Origin of the sequence: Streptomyces lunalinharesii, from assembly GCF_039532155.1 — a bacterium.
GTDB classification, from domain to species: Bacteria; Actinomycetota; Actinomycetes; order Streptomycetales; family Streptomycetaceae; genus Streptomyces; species Streptomyces lunalinharesii.
Genome location: NZ_BAAARK010000025.1, coordinates 43,630 through 61,737, shown reverse-complemented (window position 1 = coordinate 61,737; position 18,108 = coordinate 43,630). Strand labels below are relative to the sequence as shown.

General features: G+C 70.5%; 7 protein-coding genes. 6 read left to right on the top strand and 1 reads right to left on the bottom strand.

From position 1 onward, the window contains the following. Positions 1–118 precede the first annotated feature (118 nt). The 5 genes from ABD385_RS29740 to ABD385_RS29720 all read left to right on the top strand — a co-directional run bounded on the left by ABD385_RS29740 (position 119) and on the right by ABD385_RS29720 (position 15,795). Positions 119–7,954: an RHS repeat domain-containing protein gene (locus ABD385_RS29740; RefSeq protein ID WP_344581888.1), complete on the top strand. Its 7,836-nt coding sequence runs from the start codon at positions 119–121 to the stop codon at positions 7,952–7,954. After that, entirely contained in the window at positions 7,951–10,617 is a 2,667-nt protein-coding gene (locus ABD385_RS29735) for a right-handed parallel beta-helix repeat-containing protein (protein ID WP_344581886.1), read from the top strand. Before ABD385_RS29740 ends, ABD385_RS29735 begins: the two co-directional genes overlap by 4 nt. Before the next feature lie 10 nt (positions 10,618–10,627). Continuing rightward, a complete protein-coding gene (locus ABD385_RS29730) occupies positions 10,628–11,479 on the top strand; it encodes an adhesin (protein ID WP_344581885.1) in 852 nt (283 codons plus the stop codon). 83 nt (positions 11,480–11,562) lie between these two features. Further along, positions 11,563–12,780: a cytochrome P450 gene (locus tag ABD385_RS29725; protein ID WP_344581883.1), complete on the top strand. Its 1,218-nt coding sequence runs from the start codon at positions 11,563–11,565 to the stop codon at positions 12,778–12,780. A 264-nt stretch (positions 12,781–13,044) separates the two neighbouring features. Beyond that, positions 13,045–15,795, top strand: a complete 2,751-nt coding sequence (locus tag ABD385_RS29720; protein WP_344581881.1) for an AfsR/SARP family transcriptional regulator — start codon at positions 13,045–13,047, stop codon at positions 15,793–15,795. Between the two features lie 33 nt (positions 15,796–15,828). Here ABD385_RS29720 and ABD385_RS29715 read toward each other — a convergent pair whose 3' ends face one another. Next, the gene (locus ABD385_RS29715; protein WP_344581879.1) at positions 15,829–16,794 is read right to left on the bottom strand and encodes an AsnC family transcriptional regulator; all 966 of its coding nucleotides are present in this window, start codon (positions 16,792–16,794) and stop codon (positions 15,829–15,831) included. A 385-nt stretch (positions 16,795–17,179) separates the two neighbouring features. Between ABD385_RS29715 and ABD385_RS29710 the strand changes: the two genes are divergently transcribed. After that, positions 17,180–18,100 carry a GNAT family N-acetyltransferase gene (locus ABD385_RS29710; protein WP_344581877.1) on the top strand — a complete coding sequence of 307 codons (921 nt, stop codon included), beginning with the start codon at positions 17,180–17,182 and terminating at the stop codon, positions 18,098–18,100. The last annotated feature ends 8 nt before the right edge of the window (positions 18,101–18,108 follow it).

The window sequence follows — 18,108 nt, the reverse complement described above, 5'->3', positions numbered from 1 at the left end:
GGCAGATGTCCCGATACCGGCTCAACGGAGCGCGACGAGCGCGAGGTTCATGTGAACCCGGCCGCCGGGCCGCCCCGTTCATCCATCGAATGGACGGGCTGACCACAGGGGAGGCGCGATGGCGCGCGGCGGGGACTGGAGCGTGCTGGGTTTCGGAAAGGACCCGACCCCCGGCGACACCACCGTGATCCAGGAGATCCAGAACAAGATGGACACCCTGAAGCAACTCGCCGACGACGTCAACGACGGCCTGACCGCCCTGCTCAACCAGGGCGAGGGGAAGTTCGTCGGCAAGACCGCGGACGCGCTGCGCGCCAAGATCTCGGGTGAGCTCAAAACGTTCATCAGCGCGCTGTCGGAGTCCTTCACCATCGCCTCCGCCGGTATGAGCGCCTACAAGACCAAGATGGAGGAGTACCAGTCCAAGGCGGATCGCGCGCTGACGGCCGCGCAGGCCCTGGACAAGAACGCCGACGACCACCAGACCCAGCTGGCCGGACCCAAGAAGGACGCGACCGACGCCCGCCTCGACTTCCTCGCCGCCAACCGCGCCATGGAGGGCGAAGTGCGCCGGGCGGGGGAGAAGGTCAAACTCCCGGTCAGCGGCTGGAAGATCTTCTGGGAGATCTTCAGCTACATGGCGATCGCCGTCTCGGTCGTGGCGATCTTCGTCGGCGGCCCGCTGGGCCTGCTGGCGTTCGCGATGAACGCGGCGCTGTTCGCCAAGACAGCGGTCGACTTCGCCCAGGGCAAGGCTTCGGGTGTGGAACTCGCGCTGTCCGTCCTCGGCCTGCTCGGTCCCACGACCAAGGCGATCAGCTTCCTGAGCGTCCTGAAGGGGATCGGCGCCGGCGCCAAAGCCCTGGGAATCGCCGCCAAGACGGCCGTGGTCGCCACCGCCAAGGGCTTCTACCAGATCGTCACCAACCCGGCGGGCGTGGGAAAGCTGATCCTCAGCACGATCAAGGCCATCCCCGGCGCGATCGCCGCCGGCCTGCGGGCCGTACCGGCCATACTCGCCACGGCGGGCGGGTTCGTCGCCAGCCAGTGGAAGAGCCTCACCCTCGCGGTCAAGCAGGACTTCTTCCTCAGCACCTGGTTCGCCACGGGCACCATGGGAAAGGTCGGCGCCTATGTGCTGACCCTCGGCGGCCGGGCCTTCGACCTCGCGGTCAGCGCCCTCATGCCGCTGCACTACGGGGAAATCGCGACGGTCGGCTACCGCGGTGCGTTCAAGCTCGCGGTGCTTGAACGCGGATTCGGGTTGGCCCAGCCCGGTCTGGAGAAGCTCATCGTCGGCCAGGTCGCGCACGCCGGGCTGGAACTGAACCATCCCACGTCATCCCTCGTCTCCCCGACGGAGATGCACGCCGGCCTGTCGGGACCGGGACTCCACCTCGACAACGCCGGATTCACCACGAGCACGTTCACGCACCTGACCGAGAACGGTCCGCTCACCCTGGGCAGCAACGGAATCCAGCCCCTGCAGGGCGTCAGCAGCGGCCTCGGCGACGTGGGCCACGGCCTGAACGCCACGGACAAGCTGCACGCGCTCGACGAATTCTCCGGCCTGAGCCGCACCGACGGCGGTCTGCTGGTGCCGTCCACCTCTCTGGACTCCCCAGGCATCACCTCGCTCGGCTCCCATGACCTGTCGATGCCGTCCACGCACGTGGAGTCGGTGGGAACCGGCAGCCAGTCGCTCGGCTTCCACGGCCTCGACATGACGCAGCACTCGACGCTGCTCCCCAGCAAGATCGAGATCGGCGGGATCAACACGGCCGGCGTCGGAGACGGACTCGGCTTCGCACACGGCGCGACCAAGCACGCCGACTCCGCGTTCGAGTTCGGCATACCGGAGTTGAAGGCCCTCTCGGATGGCGATGTCAGGATCGTCAGTACCGGCCACAACGGCATCACCCTCCAGATCGGGGAGCCCCCGGCGGTCTCGCCGGGCGTGCACCCCACCCTGGGCAGCACCACCACGACGCACGGCGTCGAAACCGTCGGCGGGAGTGCCCTCACGACGCACAGTGTCGACACCGCCGGGGGGAGCGCCGCAGTCGGCACCAAGGGGGACGCGGGTCTCGGCAGCTTCAAGGCCGTCGAGACCACCGCCCTGACGCACGACCCGACCGCTTCGCGCGACCTGGCGATGAACCTGCTCGGAGGCAAGGAATCCCTCAAGGCGCCGGCCGTCAAACCGAGTTCGGTTTCCAGCACGGCTTCGCACGCACTGGACGAGTCCGCCGTCGTCAAGGAGGCCGCGATCAAGGCACCGGGTACGGACGGGGTGTCGGCCGCCGGGGAACTCGACCAGGCCGGCGCCAAGGTCACGGGCTTCGACCTCGCCGGATCCGAGAGCAGCCACACCTTCTCGGCCCTCGACGAGCAACTGGTGGCCGTTCGCCCCGAGCCCGGCCCGGCCAACCCTGCCCTGGAGCTCCTGGACCATGGCCACTCCCCGGCCGGAACCGAGACAAACAGCGCACTGGAGACCGCGCAGAGCCTGGACAAGGGCAAGGAGGCTCTCCAGCCGACGCAGGTGCCCGACAACGGCTGGACGATGAAGGGCGAGACCTCCGCCGCCAACATGGACGCCGGCCGCAGGGGGCGGTTCGAGATCATCTCCGGCGGCAAGGCCGACAGCGAGGGCCTGGCGCGTGTCCAGGCATGGTCCAACTACGAGCAGTCGCTCAGCGAACTAGGCCAGTCCCAGCGGACGTTGAAGGAGATCCAGGGCGCCGACCCGACGCTCGGCACGGCCGGGGAATCGTCCAAGGGCGTCTCGCTCGAAGAGGCGCAAGCGAAGCTGGAGGTGAGCAAGGCCGAGCTCAAGGTCGCCAACACCGAGCACACCCTGGAGACCATGGGGATCAACCCGCAGGTCATGCAGCACGACCTCCAGGCGATGATGGTGACCCGCTCGCCCGACGATTTCCGCGCCTTCGGCGGCATGATGCAGCCGGAGCGGCCGGTCCGGCTCACGGGTGGCCAGTTCGGCGACATGAGCATCACGACCAATGCCGCAAACGACCGTACCCTGCTGATGGACCGGGCCGAAGTGGTGACGGGCAGTTCGGTCACCCGCAACCCGGACGGGACCCTCGTCATCACCAGGGACGGTGGGCCGAGCTCGGTCTACGCCGCGAACGGCGACTTCCAGTACAGCGAACTCCAACTGCGGAGCGCCAACTCCCCGACCGGCATCACCCACATCCGCACCGACCCCACGGGCACCGCCTCCCTGGTCGATGGTCACGGGACACCGGTCGGCACCCACACCCTCGTCAGCGATGCGGCCGGGCACACCGTCACCGACAACGTCACCGGCAGCCGCTGGAGCTTCGGCGCGGACGGCAGGCTCCAGCACCACGACCTTTCGCTGGGCGCCAACGGCCCGGCCGGTGTCACCCATATCCGCACGGACGCCATGGACGCCCGCTCCCTGGTCGGTGGCGACGGGGCAGCGGTGGACACCCACCGCCTCACCAGCGATGCCACCGGGCACACGCTCACCGACAGGGCGACCGGCAACAGTTGGCGTTACGGCGCGGACGGCACGCTCCAGCACAGCGACGTCACCTTGCGCGGCATGCGGGCCCCGGACGGCGTCGCCGGCATCCGCACCAACGCGGCCACGAACGAGCACGCGTTGCTCAACCGCGACGGCGCGCCGGTCGGCACCCACACCCTCGCCTCCGACGGGACCGGGCACACCCTCACCAACGCCGCCGGAGACAGGTGGCGTTACGGTGCGGACGGCACGCTCCAGCACTTCGATCAGCAGCTGACGCACGGCCCGGGCCCGGCCCCCGGCGGCACCGCCACCCACATCCGCACCACGCCGGGCTCGACCAACCTCACGTTGGCCGACGCCAATGGAGTAGCCGTCGCCGGACACAGCGTCACCGACGCCGGCCCCACCCGCGGGCACATCGTCGAGAACATCGCGGGCGACAAGTGGCACTACGCCCCCGACCGCACGCTGCAGATGCACGAAACGGCCCTGCGCGACGGTGGGATCACCCCGCCGGACGGTTGGCACATCGGCACCGGCTACGGCCGCGACGGCCGCGCCACGCTCACGCTGACGAACGACGACAGCGCGCGCGTCCTCAGGCACGACGTCGCGGCGGGCGGCCTCGGTGGCGGCCACACCATCACCGAGCCCGGCGGCCACGTCTGGCACATCAACCCGGACGGCACCGTCAACACCCACGCGCTCGCCCTCGACGGGCACGGACCCGACGGCAGCAGGTTCATTCACGAGACCCACACCCCAGGGGGCACCAACTACACGCTGGTCGACCGCAACGGAGCCGCGGTGGGCGGCTACGACGTGGCCCCGCGCGGCGGCGCCGGGACGGACGGCACCCCGCTCGCAGGCCACACCGTCACCCACAACGCCACCGGCAACCACTGGAACTTCGGCGGCGACGGCAGCCTGAACAGTCAGCGCATCAACCTCAACGCCGGCAACGGCGCCAACCCCGCCGGTCACAGCCACATCATCGTCGACCACGGCGGGCCTGCCCCCGCCTACCGGACCCCCGGTGGGACCGGTCACACCGTCACCCCGGTCACCGACGCCCGGGGCAACGTCACCGGCTTCGAACTCCGACAGAACACCGCGGCCGGCACGCACGGCAATGTCTGGCACTACACCACGGACGGCCGGCTGACCCGGGAGGAAGTGCCGCTGAACCTCAGAAACGGGATCACCGGCCAGAACACCCACCTGACGACGGACTACGACGCGGCAGGGAACGCGACCGGGCACAGTCTGGCCAACAGTGGGACCGGTGTGGTGGACACCGACTTCCGGGTCACGCACAACGCGGTGTCCGGCGAGTACACCGTCACTCAACCGACCCACGCGGTGCGCGGCAACGACTATCAGGTGTTCGGGCAGGACGGAACCCTGAGCGCGGAGCGGATCGCGATCCACGCCGACGGCCGTCCCACGGGGAAGTACTGGCTGGTCGACCACGCCAACGGCGCCGCGTTCAAGGTGGACGGGCACGGTGTCCGAGACCGGGGCCTGTTTACGACCGGCCGGCCCCAGCGGGTCGGTGACCGCCTGACGATCACCAGCGACGGTGTGATCCAGTTCCAGCGCGAGAGCCTCTCCGGCGACCGCGTCCTGCACGTGGACGCGAGCGGGACCGGCAAGGCCACCCACTGGATGTCGTTCGACTCCAGCGGCAACGCCGTCAGGCACGGCGACCGGATCTTCGACCCGGACCGGCAGACCATCCACGACACCAGGGTCGGCGGAAGCAACATGTTCCACGGCTCGGCGGACAGCCGCCAGTACCACACCCTCTCCAACGGCGGCTGGATCCGCTCGGAGAAGGGCGCGGACGGCCACTGGACCTGGCAGCGCTTCGACAACAACGGCACCGAGGTCGCGTCAGGCAATCGCCAGATGCTGTTGGGGAACGGCTGGAAGGACCACTACGTCGATCCGACCACCGGCACGACGCACCTCGCGCAGCAGAAGTTCCCGGAGGGCTTCGGCAGCAACTTCGACCTCTCCGGAAAGTTCCGCGAGTACGGGATGACGGTGGACGCCAACAACCTGGCGCATGTGGACGACAACGCGTACAAGGAGTTCAGCGTCCAGAACAAGCCGACGGCGAGCAAGGAGGCACTGGCCAACGGGAACACCCTGGAGGTCCGCCGGATCGCCGAGCAGCGGATCCCCGCCGCGTGGTGGCACAGGGAGGCGGGGCTGGACACGTTCCACGGCGGCTTCGCCAACTCCACGTTCACCAAGGACTCGCTCAACCAGGTCTTCAGGTGGACCGAGCACGACGGCGCCGGCAACGTCACCCTGACCGGTATCCGCAAGACCGCCCCGGACGGCAGCTGGGCGGACATCGACCAGGCCGGCCGGGTCGTCCGGGGGACCCGCAAGCTCGACAACGGCAAGATCGTCGAGCTGGGCAAGGACGTCACGGGCACCCATTGGGAGGCCGCCCCGCCGCGCCCGGCGCCCGGGGGCGACCACGCCTACACGGTCAACTGGCGCTACACGGACGGCACCCTGAACGGCACCCGGCACGTGGAGGCGAACGGGAACTGGAAGGACACCTTCACCAACGCGGGGGACAACCGCGAGTTCGTCATGCACCGCTCTCAGGACGGCGGGTGGCGCGAGTACAAGGACGAGTTCCCGCTGCGGAACGCGCCCGACGACAACCGGGGCGTCTGGGTGGACAAGAACGACCTGAACCAGATCACCGGCCGGCGCGACCACTGGGACAACCTCTACGTCGAGAGCCACGGCAATCCGCGGAAGAACAACTGGACCTGGACCTCGTACGACCAGAACAATCCGACAGCGGTGGCCGACAGCGGAAAGCGTCTGAACAACCGCGGCTCTGCCCACTCGCCCACCTGGGACGACTCGTTCAAGGACTTCGACCGCAACGGCAACCTCGTGCGTGAGCGCAACGTCTTCGACCCGAATCACTGGACCGACGTCACCACCGACGCGGGTCCCCGCGGCACCGCCCCGATCTTCCGGGTCAAGGAGTTCGACGCCAACGGGAACGTGCTCACCGAGGGCCACCGGATCTACGCAGGTAAAGCGGGCGGCGATCGCTGGACCGACGCGGTGGACGGCTTGGTCACCCGGACCAGGAACGGCGGCCGGATCCGGGAGTTCGACCAGACCACGATCGCGAACGCCAATCCGCACGGCACCGCCACCCGGACGGTCAACGGGGTCGACAACAACGTCTGGAAGGAGTTCGACCAGGGCAAGGTGGTCCGCGAAAAGACGGCCGTCCCCGGGATCAACGGCCGCTACCGCGAGACCGACCACCTGTGGGGGCAGTGGCGCGATTACCAGAACGGCAACCTGGTCGCCCAGAAGACGATCTCCGGCCGGGTCTGGGAGACCGATGCCTTCGGGCAGTGGAGCGCGGCGAAGACCTTCGGCGAGTTCCGGCAGTTCCCCAAGGTCGACCCGGTGCACGGAAACGTCGGCAACCCCGGCGACACGGGCTGGCGATTCGCCGGCCGCGACATGACCTTCAAGGGCGGAGCGAGCGAGTTCCGCGGCTTCTACCGGCAGATGCGCGACCCGTGGCACGAGCAGTGGACCGGGCTGGCCCCGGGCGGCGGCGAGTCGGTCTTCATGTCCAACTTCGAGAAGACGGTCCGCAAGGCCGGCATCGACTTCGGCGCCGGCTTCGCGACCGACTTCGTCTCCAGCCTGATCGTCAACGGCGCCGACGACCTGGTGAACCACAAGCAGTTCACCCTCCAGGACGTGGAAAAGTCCCTGGTCAGCGGCATGGTCGGCGGCGCCTTCCGGACGCTGAACACCGTGCTGCACGACCGCACTCCGATCGGCGAGGTGCGCTACGGCACGTGGAACGTCGACTTCGGAAAGAACTACAACCGCCACAACTACGCCTCGGTGGATGACTGGGGCAGCGAGTGGTCCTCCCACGAGTTCCCGGTGCGCTGGCGGACCGCGACCTACGACATCAGCACCGGCGTGGTCAATTCGACGCTCAGCTCCTTCGTCAGCAACACCGTCAACGCCGCGGTGTTCGGGGTCAAGGGCGTGAAACTCACCGGTGCCGACGCCGCGCTGGCGGGCGGCTGGGGTGCGGCCGGGACCGCGGTGACCGGAGTGACGGTCGGCCTGGCCGGCAACGCCCTCAAGACATTCGAGGGCTCGCGGTGGTACCACCGCGGCGGCGTCGGCGAGCAGTTCGCAGGCCTGGGCTTCTCGACCATCCAGTCCGGCATCTCCCGGGCCCTCCTCAACGCGGTCAACATCGGCTCCAGCCGGGCGGTTCCGCCGCCCCCGCCCCCCGCCGACGCCCGGCCCCCCGCCGACATCCCGCCCCCCGTCGACGTCCCGACCCGGACGGCAGCCGACATCCCCGACACCTTCCTCAACTCCCCCGACCTCACGGAGGCATCATGACCCCCCGGGTCCAGCTCGTGGCGCCCAAAGGGCGGGGCGCACACCGCACCATCGCCCAGGCGCTGAGCGCCGCCGCGGACGGCGACGAGATCCGCCTCGCCCCCGGCGCGTACCGGGAGCGGGTCCTGCTGGACCGTTCGGTCTCGCTGCTCCCGGAGCAGGGCACCGGCACGGTCCGCCTCACCACACCCGAACCCGGCCTACCCGTCGTCGAGTTGGCTGCTCCGCACGCGGTCCTGAACGGCATCGTCGTGGAAGGCGCCGATCCCGCCAGGCCCGCCGTCGTGATGCTCTCCGGCTCGGCGGAACTGACGGACTGTCAGATCAGTGGCGGTCGGATCGAGGTCGCAGGATCCGCCTCGGCCCTCCTGCGCACCAGCCGCATTCACCGGGCCGCGCTGGCCGGGGTGCATCTGACCACCAGCGGACCCGTGGTCCTGGAGCAGTGCACCATCGAGGACATCGACGGCACCGGCGTGGTGGTCGACGGTCAGGCGGCCGCCACGCTCACCGAGACCGAGGTACGCCGCGTCACCGGCTCGGGGCTGAGGGTGCGCGGCGAGGCCAGAGCCGCCTTCCGCGACTGCGACACGGTCGGCGCGGGACGCAACGGACTGCTGGTGGAGGAGCGGGCGAGCGTACTGCTGCTCGACTGCCGGCTGCGGGACACCGCCGGCGACGGCGTCCAGGTCACCGGCAGTTCGCCACGGGTCGGCCCGGACCATGAGCGGCCCGGCGCGGCCGAGGGCGGCGTGGTGCTGGTGGGCTGCGAGGTGCTGCGCACCGGCGGCGACGGCGTGGCCGTGTCCCGCGACGCCGACGTGCTGCTGAGGGACTGCCAGGTACGGCACACCGCCGGCTCCGGCGTCACCGCGGCCGAGGACTGCGGGGTGGAGGTGGTGGACTGCCAGGTTTCCCGCCCCGGCGGCTCCGGCCTGTTTGCCGGCGCCCGGGCGCGCCTTTCGGTCCGCGGCACCTCGGTACGGGGCAGCGCTGCCAACGGCGTGCTGGCGATGGACAGTGCACAGCTGCAGCTGGCGGAGAGCGCCCTGGCGGACTGCGCCTTCACCGCCGTGCACCTCGGCGGGCAGGCCCGGGCGACCCTGGAGACGATCCGGGTCGGGCCCACCCCTGAGCACGGCGTCCGGGCCACCGACCAGGCCGAACTGTCCCTGCTCGGCGGCCGGACCGTGGACTGCGCCATGTCCGGACTGCACCTGGAGGCCGAGGCGACCGCCACCGTGGACGGCCTGACCGTCCTGCGCGGCAGGAGCGGCGTCACCACCACCTCGTCCGGCGACCTCCTGCTCGCCGACTGCGACATCAGGCGCGTCGAGCGGGCCGGGATGTCGCTCAGCCGCGGATCGACCGCCATCCTCCGCAACTGCCGCATCACCGAGACCGGCACGGCGGGCCTGGTGATCGAGGGCGGCAGCAACGCCACGGTGGAGAACTGCACCGTACGCGACACCCAGGGCAGCGGGCTGGTCGTCGGCGGCGACGCCGACCCGACCGTCACCGACACCACGGTGGCCGGCAGCGGCAAGAACGGCCTGTATGTCGACGAGCGCGGCCGGGGCACCTTCGAGGGCTGCACCATCTCGTCCACCGGATTCCCCGCCGTCCACGTGGGTTCCGGGGCCAAGCCGGTGCTGCGCGGCCTGCGCGTCCAGCACACCGATCAGGACCTCGACTTGGCGGACGGTGCTGAGCCGACCATCGAGGACTGCACCTCGCAGCAGGTGAAGTCCGCCCGGTGGCCCCAGCCGGGCGGCTCGACGCGTGCCGTTCCCGCCGCGGGTTCCGCGGGTCAGCCGGAGCCGGCGGCCCCCGCGGCCCCCGATGACCCGCCCGAGGAGAGCCTGGACGACCTGCTCGCCGAACTGGACCAACTGGTGGGCCTGGAGCGCGTCAAGCACGATGTCTCGTCGCTGGTGAAGCTGATGCAGATGGTCCGGCGGCGGGAGGAGATGGGCCTGCCCGCTCCGCCGCTCAGCCGGCACCTGGTCTTCGCGGGCAACCCGGGCACCGGAAAGACCACCGTCGCCCGGCTGTACGGCCGCATCCTGGCCGCGGTCGGCCTGCTGGAGCGCGGCCACCTGGTCGAGGCCGACCGTTCCTCCCTGGTCGGCGAGTACGTGGGCCACACCGGCCCCAAGACACAGCGCGTCTTCCAAGAGGCCATGGGCGGTGTGCTGTTCATCGACGAGGCGTACTCGCTCGTCCCGCCCGGCATCGGCAACGACTTCGGCCAGGAGGCGATCGCCACCCTGGTGAAGCTGATGGAGGACCACCGCGACGCCGTGGTGGTGATCGTGGCCGGCTACTCGGAGGAGATGGAGACCTTCATCGACTCCAACCCCGGCCTGGCCTCGCGCTTCACCCGCACCCTGCTGTTCGAGAACTACGAGACGCCGGAGCTGGTGTCCATCGTCGAGCGCCAGGCGACCCACCATCGCTACGAGCTCACCGAATCGGCGCGCGAGGCGCTGCACCAGCTCTTCGACGCCACCCCGCGTGATCGCCGGTTCGGCAACGGCCGCACCGCGCGCCAGACCTTCCAGACCATGACGGAGCGTCAGGCATACCGCGTCGCCGAACTCGACGCGCCCGGCGACGCCGACCTCGTCCTGCTCAAGGCCGAGGACCTGCCCACCGCTTAGGAGCACCGCCATGCCCGGACCCGAATCCCTCGCGCTCGAACCACTCCCCGACACCGCCGTCACCCTCAAGCCCCCGCCCAGCCGCCCCGGCAGCGAAGGCTTCGCGCGCACCTTCGCGCGGTACAACCGCCCGTCGGTCCGGCATCTCCTGCCCGGCCGCCGGGTGTGGCTCGCGACCTTCCTCGCCGGGTCACTGGCCACCGCGGTCGTCTTCGCACCGGACCTCTTCCGGCTCCTCCACGTCGCCCGGCAGGCCGGGCGGGCCCCGGCCGCGGCTCACCCGGCCCCCCACGCTCCGGCCACCCCTGACCCCTCCTCGACCGCGAACGCCGCGTCGACCGCGAACGCCTCCTACACCGCCTGGGCGGGCCCCGGCTGCCCCGCCCCGGACGGCGGCGGCTACCGCGAGGAAAACCGCGACGACAGCAACAACGCCTGGTACACCGTCAAACAAGGCGGCCTGACCGACAACGGCTGCGACGGAAGCTTCACCGCCGTACCGATGTCGGGAGACCCGAACCAGGACGGCAACGGCCGCGCGGTCTGGTGGTGGTCGGTGGGGGACGCCCAAAACTGCGACCTGGCCGTCTACGTGCCGGACGACGCCAACAACAACGACGTGGGCGGACACCCCACGACGTACGCCGTCCTCTCCGACCCGAACTCCGAGGACTCCAAGTACGACACCTTCCAGGTCGAGCAGGCCGACAACACCGGCAAGCCCGTCCCCGCCGGCCCCTTCCAGGTCCACGGCGGGCAGCTCGCCGTGATGCTGCTCGACCGAGGCGACAACAACTGGGCCGAAGGAGTAACCCCCCACCACGCTGCCGCCCAGATCCAGATCACCTGCCACAACGGCTGAGGAGAGGCATGATCGACATGTCCGGACCGACCCCACGGTTCCGCGCAGAACCACCGACACGGAAGGAGAGACAGGCCCCCACGATGACGACCACCACCTCCACACCCGGTGCGTCCGACCCGCTCCCCTTCCCGGCGCCCCGGGGCGGCTGCCCCTTCGCACCGGCCCCCGCGTACGAGACGGCACGCGACGAGCTGCCGCTGACGCAGGTGACGCTCTACGACGGGCGGAAGGCGTGGCTGATCACCCGTCACGCCGACGCCCGATTCGTCCTCTCCGACCCGCGGTTCAGTGCCGACGTGCGCACCCCGGGCTTTCCCATGGCCAACGAGCGGCAGCGCTTCCTGCTCCAGGGCGAGCCGAGCTTCGTGCGGATGGACGCCCCCGAACACACCCGGCAGCGCGGGATGCTGACCAAATGGTTCACGGCCCGCCGCATCCGGGAAATGCGGCCGAAGATCCAGTCCTTCGCCGACGCGCGCATCGACCGGATCGCACCGCGCGGGCAGGCCGAACTGGTCGAGGAGTTCGCACTGCCCCTCTCCTCCCTGGTCATATGCGACATCCTGGGAGTTCCCTACGAGGACCACGCGTACTTCGAGCGCACCAGCCAGGCGATGCTGCGATGGAACGCCACCCAGGACGAGACGCTGGCGGCCTGGACCGACCTCCACGACTATCTGCAACGTCTCGCGGTCAGCAAACTGCGCACTCCCGACGACCGCGTCGTCAGCCTCCTCGTCGAGCGTGCGGACCTGACGCATTCCGAAGTGGCCTCCATGTGCCGCACGTTGCTGGTCGCCGGCCACGACACCACGGCCGAGGCCATCGCCATGTCCGTGGCGGCGCTGCTGCGCGAACCGGAGAAGGCGGCAGAGCTCCGGGCGCACCCGGAACGGTATGCCGAAGCGGCCGCCGAACTCCTGCGTTATCTGTCGCCCGTGGGCCACCACGGCGTAGGGCGCGTCGCCACCGAAGACGTGGTGATCGACGGCCGGACGATCCGCGCCGGAGAGGGCGCACTGGTGGTGCTGCCCGCCGCCAACCGCGACGGCCGGGTCTGGGAGAACGCGGGCGAACTCCTCGGCGGCGAACCGGGCAGCACCGCCAGCCATATCGCTCTCGGGTACGGCCCGCACTACTGCCTCGGAGCGTCGCTCGCCCGGCTCGAAATCGAAATCGCCCTTGAGACGCTGTTCCGGCGGCTGCCGCGTCTGCGGCTCGCCGTGCCCTTCGAGGAACTCGCCTTCCGTGAGCCCGCGAGCGTCCACGGGCTGAAGGAACTCCCCGTGCGCTGGTGATCCCCAGCGGAAGGCACGGCCCGCAATGCGGCGGTGATCACCCCGGCGGCCTCCTTGACGCCGACGAGTCGAACAGGAATCTTGGTCCGCACTTGGGGGTGACGTGTGCGGATCGTGCTGCTCGGCCGGGTTGGATTGACCTCCGTGGACGGGAGGGAGCGTGCCGTCACCGCAGGAAAACGGTCGGCGGTCCTGGCTCTCCTGGCATCGAGAGTGAACCACGTCGTGCCGTTGGAACGGTGCTTCGACATGGTGTGGGACGGTATGCCACCGCCACGGGTCCGGGAGGCGCTTCAGGGCCACATCGCCGGACTGCGCAAGGCACTGGAGGGCAGCGACTGGTCCGTGCTTCGCCAGGGGGCGGGGTACGTGCTGCGCGGCTCTGCCGCTGCGGTGGACACGGAGGAGTTCCGCCGACTGGTCGCCGCGGCCGACGCGGAGCCGGAGGACGAGCCCGCGGCGGCACTGCTGCGGGCGGCTCTGGGACTGTGGCAGGGCGACGCGCTGACGGGGGTACCGGAAGGGGAGCTGCGCAGCACGCTGGGCGCGGAGCTCGACGAGGCCCGCCTGTGGGCGGTGGAGACCCTGGCGGAGCACGAATTGCGGTCCGGACGGGGAGCCGCGGTGGTGCGGCTCTTGGAGGAGACCCTCGCCTCCAACAGACTGCGCGAGCCACTGACGGGCGCCTTGATGCGGGCCTTGAGCCAGGAGGGCAGGCAGGCCGAGGCGCTGGAGGTGTACCACGAGACGCGACAACGGTTGCGGGACGAACTGGGCGTGGCCCCGGGGCAGAGACTGCTGAAGACGTTCGAAGCGGTACTGCGCGGACACGACGACGCGCCCGCCGCCCCACAGCAGCGGCACCGGCCCTCAACGTCCACGGCCGCCCCCGGCCCCGCGGCCGGCGCTCGGCACAGCCCGCAACAAAGTCCGGGAAATCGACGCCCGACGCCTTGTGTGATCCCCCGTCAGCTGCCCCGGCTCCCCGGCAAACTGGTGGGCCGGTCCGCGGAGTTGGCATGGCTGGACCGGGAGTGCGACGCCGCCCGGGACGGCTACGGAATGGCGCTGGTCACCGGTCCCGCCGGGGTGGGCAAGACGGCACTGGTGGTGCGCTGGGCCCATGGCGTGGCGGAACGTTACCCGGACGGCCAACTCTTCGCGGATCTGCGCGGCTTCGACCCGGGCGGGCCGACGAGCTCCGCCGCCGTACTCAGCGGGTTCCTGGAGGCGCTCGGTGTACCTGCGGCCCGCATACCCGAGGACATCGGCCATCGGCAGGCGTACTTCCGCGACATCACCCAGCCGTTGCGCCTCCTCGTCGTCCTGGACAACGCACCCTCGGCGGAGTCGGTCCGGCCCCTCCTGCCGACCGGTTCCGGCTGCGCCACGGTGGTGACCGGCCGCAGCGTGCTGGCCGACCTCGTGATCCTGGACGGGGTCGCCCCGCTGGCCTTGGCGACGCTGTCCCGCGATGAGGCTTTGCAGCTGGTCGAAGCCATGACCGGGGCCCACCGCGTCGCCGCAGAACCAGGTGCGGCGCGCCGGCTGCTGGAGCTGTGCGGCAGGCTTCCGTTGGCGCTGCGCATCGCAGGTGCCCGGCTGGCCGCCCGGCCGAACTGGTCGATCGCGGACCTGGCTGCCGAACTTGAGGACGAGCGGCAGCGCCTGGGCATGCTGCGGATGGCGGAAGACCACGGCGTGGCCGCGGCCCTCAGCGCGACGCGAAGGCTGTTGGCGCCGGACGCCGACCGGCTGTTGACCCTGCTCGCGCTGCACCCCGGCCCCCAGATCGACGCTCTGGCGGCCGCGGCCCTCCTGGGGTGCGGCGCGCCGCGAGCCCACGAGGCGCTGGGCACTCTTGGCGTCTACCACCTCGTGGAGGAGGCCAGCCCGGGGCGCTTCGGCTGGCATGACCTGGTGCGGCTCTATTGCGGCGAGCTGCTGGACGGCGAGGTGGGAGACGACGAGCGGGGCCGCGCGACGACCCGGCTGCTGGACTACTACCTTGCGGCCACCGCGGAGGCGGGCACCTTCACCCGAAGCAGCGCGGACGTCGGTTTCGGCCCGGGCGGTGTGCCGCCTGAGGCCGTACCGCGGTTCGCCTGCGCGGCCGAGGCCCTGGCCTGGTACCGCGAGGAGGAGAGCGCCGTTCAGTCGTTGATCGGGCACGCCACCAAGGCATCGGAATACGAGGCCGCCTGGAAACTCGCGGACAACTGCGTCAACCTCTACCTGGCGCGGGAGGCCCCGGGAACCTGGCTGGAGTGCGCGCAAGCGGGGTTGGGCGCGGCCGAGCACCTGGCGGACCCCTACGCGCTGACCAGGCTGCACTATGCGGTCGGCTCGGCTCAGCAGGCCCGTGGGCGTCTTCCGGAGGCACAACATCACTTGCGCGCGGCGCTACGGTTCGCCCGCGACTTGCCGCTCGGCCTGGTCCGTGTACGCAGTGGGCTGGCCGTCGCGCTGATCCACATCACGCTCGGCGAGGACGCCGAGGGCCTGGCGTGTTTGGAGTCGGCACTGGCCGAGAGCCGGGCACTGGGCCACATACCGGCCGAGGCGCTGACCCTCAACAACCTGGCGTATGCGCTGCTCAAGGGCGCCCGCTTCGACGAGGCCAGGGATGCGGCGAGACAGGCGGTGGCCCTGCTGTCCGCGCAGCCGGTGTGCCGGGCCTACCTGGCGGCGCTGCTCACACTGTGCGAGGCCCTGCTCCGGCTCGGCGCGGTGGCGGAGGCGGAAGAGCGCCTTCGGGAGAGCATCCACCTGTGCCGGGTGTACGACTACCTCGGCTATCTCGTGAGCGCCACGCACTGGTATGCCGACCTGCTGGAGGGACTCGGACGAGACCACGAGGCCGACGTGCAGCGTGCGGTCGCGGAAGAGTTGTCCGAGGGAGAGCCCGATAGCTGGACGGTCGAGCGGACCTCCCCAGCCGTCGCGCTGTGGTCCGTCCCGGTCGCTCCGGTCGTCCCCGCCGATACGGACGCGCAGGACGAGCGGGAGGCGTAGGGAAGACCCGCGTGCCCGGTGGCCCGAGCGCGTTCACGGCGCCGACGGCGCGTCCAACCGGCCCCAGGCGATGCCCAGGTGATCGGCCAGGGCTTGGGTGGTGGCCACGTAGCTGTCGCTGACGTGCGTGGGCTTGTCCAGATAGACGGAGAGGACTCCCACGACACGCTTGCCATGCATCATCGGCACGGTCAGGAGCGTGATGTACCCCTCGCTGAGCACCAGGTCCGCCGCCCACGCCATCAAGGGATCGGTGCGGCAGTCCGCTATGAGCGCAGGCCGGCCCGTCGCGACGACACGGGACACCACCGTGGTCACCTTCTCGCGCTCCGCCCGTCGGATGGTCTCCGCGACGTACGCCTGGGACAACCCGCGATACCGCGTGGCGAGCAGCCCGTCGGCCGGCGAAGGCCCGGCGAAGATCGAGGCGAGCGCTCGGTCTGCGTGCAGCCCGTCGAGGGCGAGTGCGCACGCTTCGTCGAGCAGGTGCCGGGAGGTGGCGAAGCCGGGCCGCCTGAGCAGGAACGCGCCGATCAGCTCGGTGTCGACGGCCGGACTGTCGGTCGCGGACCCTGACTCGCCGGTGGGATGGACCTCGGAGATCAGATGGCAGGACTCCGCACTCTGGACGTCCGCCCGCCCCTCGACCGCGCGGACGACGAATTCCAACGCCGCCGCGCCGTCCGGAAACGAGGCCACCAGGGCGATGTCGTAGGCGCCGGTCGTCAGGTGGATGTGATCCACTTCGACGCGCTCGGCGAGCGCTCGGGCGACCTCGAAACGGCGCCCTGGTTCCGCCTGCACCAGGAGCAACAAGCGGGTGGGCCGGCCGTCCTCCGTCACCTTGACGTCGAGCCGGACGGCACGGCTGCCCAGCAGGCGGGTGATGCGGTTGCGCACCGTCTTCTCGGACACGCCCAGCTCTCGGGCGAGCGCGACGTTGGACATCCGGGCATCTCGCCGCAGGCAGTGCACGATCGCGCGGTCGACATCGTCCATACTTCACCGATTCTCCGAATCCAGTCCCTTGACCGGGCGTGTTGAGCGTACCTACCTTCGGTAAACGGGAGGTGAATCGGCATCAGATCTCCGAAATTCGGAACCCGTTGCCAAAGAGCGAACAGCCCTGTCCTACGGAGGAGGAATCCGGGAGTGCGAAACTCATCCCGAGCCGGTGGCCGCGGTCTCCACCGCCCCGTGGGGACCGCCCGCTCATGAGCCGCATCGCTGGTGAACCTCAGGCTGCCACGCCTGCTCCGCCCGCCCGCGGGCACCGCCATCCGCATCCCGGACACCGGCGCGATGGGCGCGTCAAGGCAGGCGGCCTCGAAGCCTGCCCGACGGCACCACCGCTGAAGAGACGGGCAGAAAAGGGGAGTTGACAGTGACACGGATAATCGGAACCCCTACGGAACTCCAACCGGTCACACCCGACGACCTTCCAGCGGTGCTCCGGCTGCTGGAAGCGGCCTGGCGAGCCGGGCAGTTCGACGCGGCCCCGACGCCGGAACGGCTGGACGCCGTCCTCGCCGCGGACCGTGCGTGTGCCGGCGTGCTGCGGGACGCGGACCGGATCACCGGTTTCGTCTCGCTCGGCCCCCTCGGGCTGGCCGGGCCACCGTCCACCGAGGCGGTCTTCGCGGACATCGTCGCCGCGGACGCCGCGCTGCAGCAGCCCCTGACCGACTGGGCCGCGGCGACGACGGCCCGGCTCCACGGCGGCCGCAAGATCCGGACACTGCGTGGCGGCACGTTCCCCGCCCCGCCGGGATTCACCGAGGCGCGCCGGCTGCTGCGGATGGACTGCGTGCTCACGGGCCCGCACCCGCAGCCGATCCACCCCGACCTTGAGGTCGCCGACTACGCGGACCTCATCCACCCGGACCCGACCTGGGTCGGTGCGATCAACGACTCCTTGGCCGACCAGTGGGGCGGCTACCAGTCTTGGACGGTCCGGCGCTGGCAGGCCCGGCTGCCGGAGGTCTCCGGCGGAATCCAGCTCATTGCCAGTCGACGCGGCGGCGTGGCCGGGGTGCTGCTGGGCAACACCGGACTCCGGGACGACGGGGGAGCACAACCCGTCGGCTTCATCGAGGTGGTGGGGACCCGGCCGGGGTACCGACGGCAGGGGGTTGCCGAGTACCTCGTGCGATGCGCCCTCGCCCGTTTCCAGACGCAGCAGATCCCCCGGGTCGTGCTTTTCGCGGACGGCGGGAGTTCGACGCGAGCGTCCGAGATCTATGGGCGCTGCGGCTTCCGCCACGCCTTCACCTACAAGGTGTGGGAACGGGCGGTCCACGGCTGATCCACACC